Source organism: Desulfosporosinus hippei DSM 8344 (assembly GCF_900100785.1).
In the GTDB taxonomy this organism is placed as follows: Bacteria; Bacillota; Desulfitobacteriia; order Desulfitobacteriales; family Desulfitobacteriaceae; genus Desulfosporosinus; species Desulfosporosinus hippei.
Map to the genome: position 1 here is coordinate 1 of NZ_FNCP01000061.1, position 2,496 is coordinate 2,496.

Below are 2,496 nucleotides of genomic sequence, written 5' to 3' on the forward strand. Positions count from 1 at the left end.
TGTAAGCGGTCAAGTAAAATGACCGTTTTTTGGACACAAATTGATCGGTTTTTTGACCGCCTTCATCTCTAAATCTTTAGGGGTGGATTACAAAATGGTCTTTCGGTATTTAAGTCGGTATCCTTCTCCAGTCATGTTGAAAATCTCACATTTGTAGATCAATCTATCGAGGATTGCCGTTGTAATCACCTCGTCTCCTAAAAAACCACTCCATTCACTGAAACCCTTGTTGGATGTAATAATGAGCGAGGTTTTTTCATGCATTGCCGCAATAAACGTGAATAATAGATTGGATTCTGTCTTACTAACAGGCAGGAACCCCACTTCATCAATAATAATCAATTCCGCTTTATACAGATATTTTAGCTTTCGTCTTGATGACGCAGTGATTTCTGCTGTTTTAAGTATTTTGATCAATTCATCAAGGCAAAGAAACGATACGGCGTACCCTTTATGCAGAGCCATATAACCAAGAGCAGTGGACAAATGAGTTTTGCCCACACTAGGCGGTCCTAAAAACATAATGTTATACGCTTGTTCTATCCAAGTAAAATCGGATAACCTGAGCATTTGCTCTTTTGTGATGCTCTGCTGAAAGCCAAAGTCAAATCCTTCAAGTGTCTTTAGTTGTGGCATTCCCGATCGCTTGATTCGAATCTCATCTGCCTTATTGCCTTTGAGACGAATCTGCTCAGACAGGAAAAGATCGATGCTTTCTAACGGACTATGTTCTCCTGGAAAGAGACTATGAAAATCGACTTTCTCAAGATGGAGCTTAGTCATCATGGTTTCGATCGAATCGACGGATTTTGTCCTCATGATGCTCCACCAGCCCATTCATACTCTTTAATTGATCGTTTTTGAGTCACTACTGTCGCAGCCTTTGAATTAGTCATAGTCTTAATGGTAGGTGGGACATCGGGAAGATTCTCTTCGACCGCTTGGTTTTTAAGATAAATTACCGTATCACGAAGATCTGTCGCACTAAAAATTTCAAGGGACATACAATAGTTAATAGCCTCTTTGATCAAATCAACCTTGTGTTGGTCAATAAGTTCTTTGACAAGATCACTTTGGTCTTTAAAATACCTCGGCTTCGACATCCTCATGGTTTCGAAGTAATCCTGGTATTCATTACCGACAAGTTCACACAACTCATTTAGATGGCGAAGAGCGCCTTGTTCATGATTCTGTCTATGGGCAGAGAGTTTAATCAGCTGGCCTTTATCCTTTGAAATGTTGTGTTCTGCAATAACATAATCACCGAAGACTTGCTCGATGATGAGCCTTTCGCCGTCAATCCTCAATACGACCTCTTCCTCTTTGCCAAAGGTCCCTTGAGGGACTGAATATCGATTGCTTAGATAAAGGACGGTATTGTCTTTTCGAACACTTCGAGTTATACTTTCTTCACACATAGATAATTTTGTGGAAAGTACTGGCCTTAAGTGTTCTTGTTCGAGCAGAAACACTTTGGCTGGTACTTTTTTTGTGGTTCCATGGACCTTGGCATTCCCAGTTCGTTCAAGCCATGCTTCAAAGCTTTGATTGAGAAGATCGATGCCCATGTAAAATCGGTTTTCAAGAAAATTGATCTTAATGAACTTCACCACCGATTCAACCTTGCCTTTGCTCTCAGGATCTGCTTTCCGACAGAGGTACACATCTATTTTCTCCACTTGTTTGAATTGTTCGAACTCATAGGTGAACATGATATCACCATAATTTTCATCGACTGAAACGATACTGTCTTGGTCGAATACCAACTCACAGGGTTTACCACCCATGTAATCAAAGCACCCATAGAGACTTTGAACAAGTTCTCCACTGGTAAAAGGCTTATCTTTGAAGTAGCCCCACTTGTATCGAGAGTGTGACAGAACAAATCCCACGAAATGCACTTTGACGTACTGTCCATCCGAATTCCGAAGGTGTTTTTGTCCAAAGTCTACTTGCATCTGATATCCCATCGGAAGCTCATCTACAGCCTCATACGATCTAGGAATAGCTGCCTTCTTAATCTTGTGAGTTTCTCGAAGTAACTCAACGAGTCGCCTAGTAGTTCGCTCTGCTGTCTTGATCTTGTAATGTTCTAAAAGCCAATCATGAATCTGTGCGGAACTCATCGATGGATGTTCATAAAGCCATTTCAGTATTACGGGTTCAAATTGAGCTAGGGTATGGGATTTTCGAATGACCTCCGCTAAAGAGACATACTCATCTGGGGTCATGTTCCAGTACTTTCGTACTGTGTTCTTGCTCATTCGCAACAACTTAGCTACGGGCTCTTTCTTAAATCCTTGGGATTTAAGTTGCTGAATTTGACTGTACACTTTAATCTCCTTCATCTTTTCTTCCTCTCATGCTTGGTTATCTATGTCTTTGTTTAGCATGAGGGTCAAGTTGTATTATTTCAAGATGAAAGCGATCAGTTTGTGGCCAAATTCCGATCCGTTTTCCTGTCCGAAAACCGATCAGTTTATTTTACCATTCACA

The 2,496-nt window shown here is 40.7% G+C and carries 2 protein-coding genes; both read right to left on the reverse strand.

The features are described 5' to 3' along the window. Window positions 1-87 precede the first annotated feature (87 nt). The gene (gene istB / locus BLS16_RS22970; RefSeq protein ID WP_092335894.1) at window positions 88-819 is read right to left on the reverse strand and encodes an IS21-like element helper ATPase IstB; all 732 of its coding nucleotides are present in this window, start codon (window positions 817-819) and stop codon (window positions 88-90) included. Continuing rightward, on the reverse strand, window positions 816-2,348 hold the full coding sequence (locus BLS16_RS22975) for a Mu transposase domain-containing protein (protein ID WP_092335895.1): 1,533 nt from the start codon (window positions 2,346-2,348) through the stop codon (window positions 816-818). Before BLS16_RS22975 ends, istB begins: the two co-directional genes overlap by 4 nt. Between the last annotated feature and the right edge of the window lie 148 nt (window positions 2,349-2,496).

Bases quoted from the DNA above. Each gene is read 5' to 3' on its own strand.
- istB (WP_092335894.1), bottom strand. From the start codon at position 819: ATGAGGACAAAATCCGTCGATTCGATCGAAACCATGATGACTAAGCTC.
- BLS16_RS22975 (WP_092335895.1), bottom strand. From the start codon at position 2,348: ATGAAGGAGATTAAAGTGTACAGTCAAATTCAGCAACTTAAATCCCAA.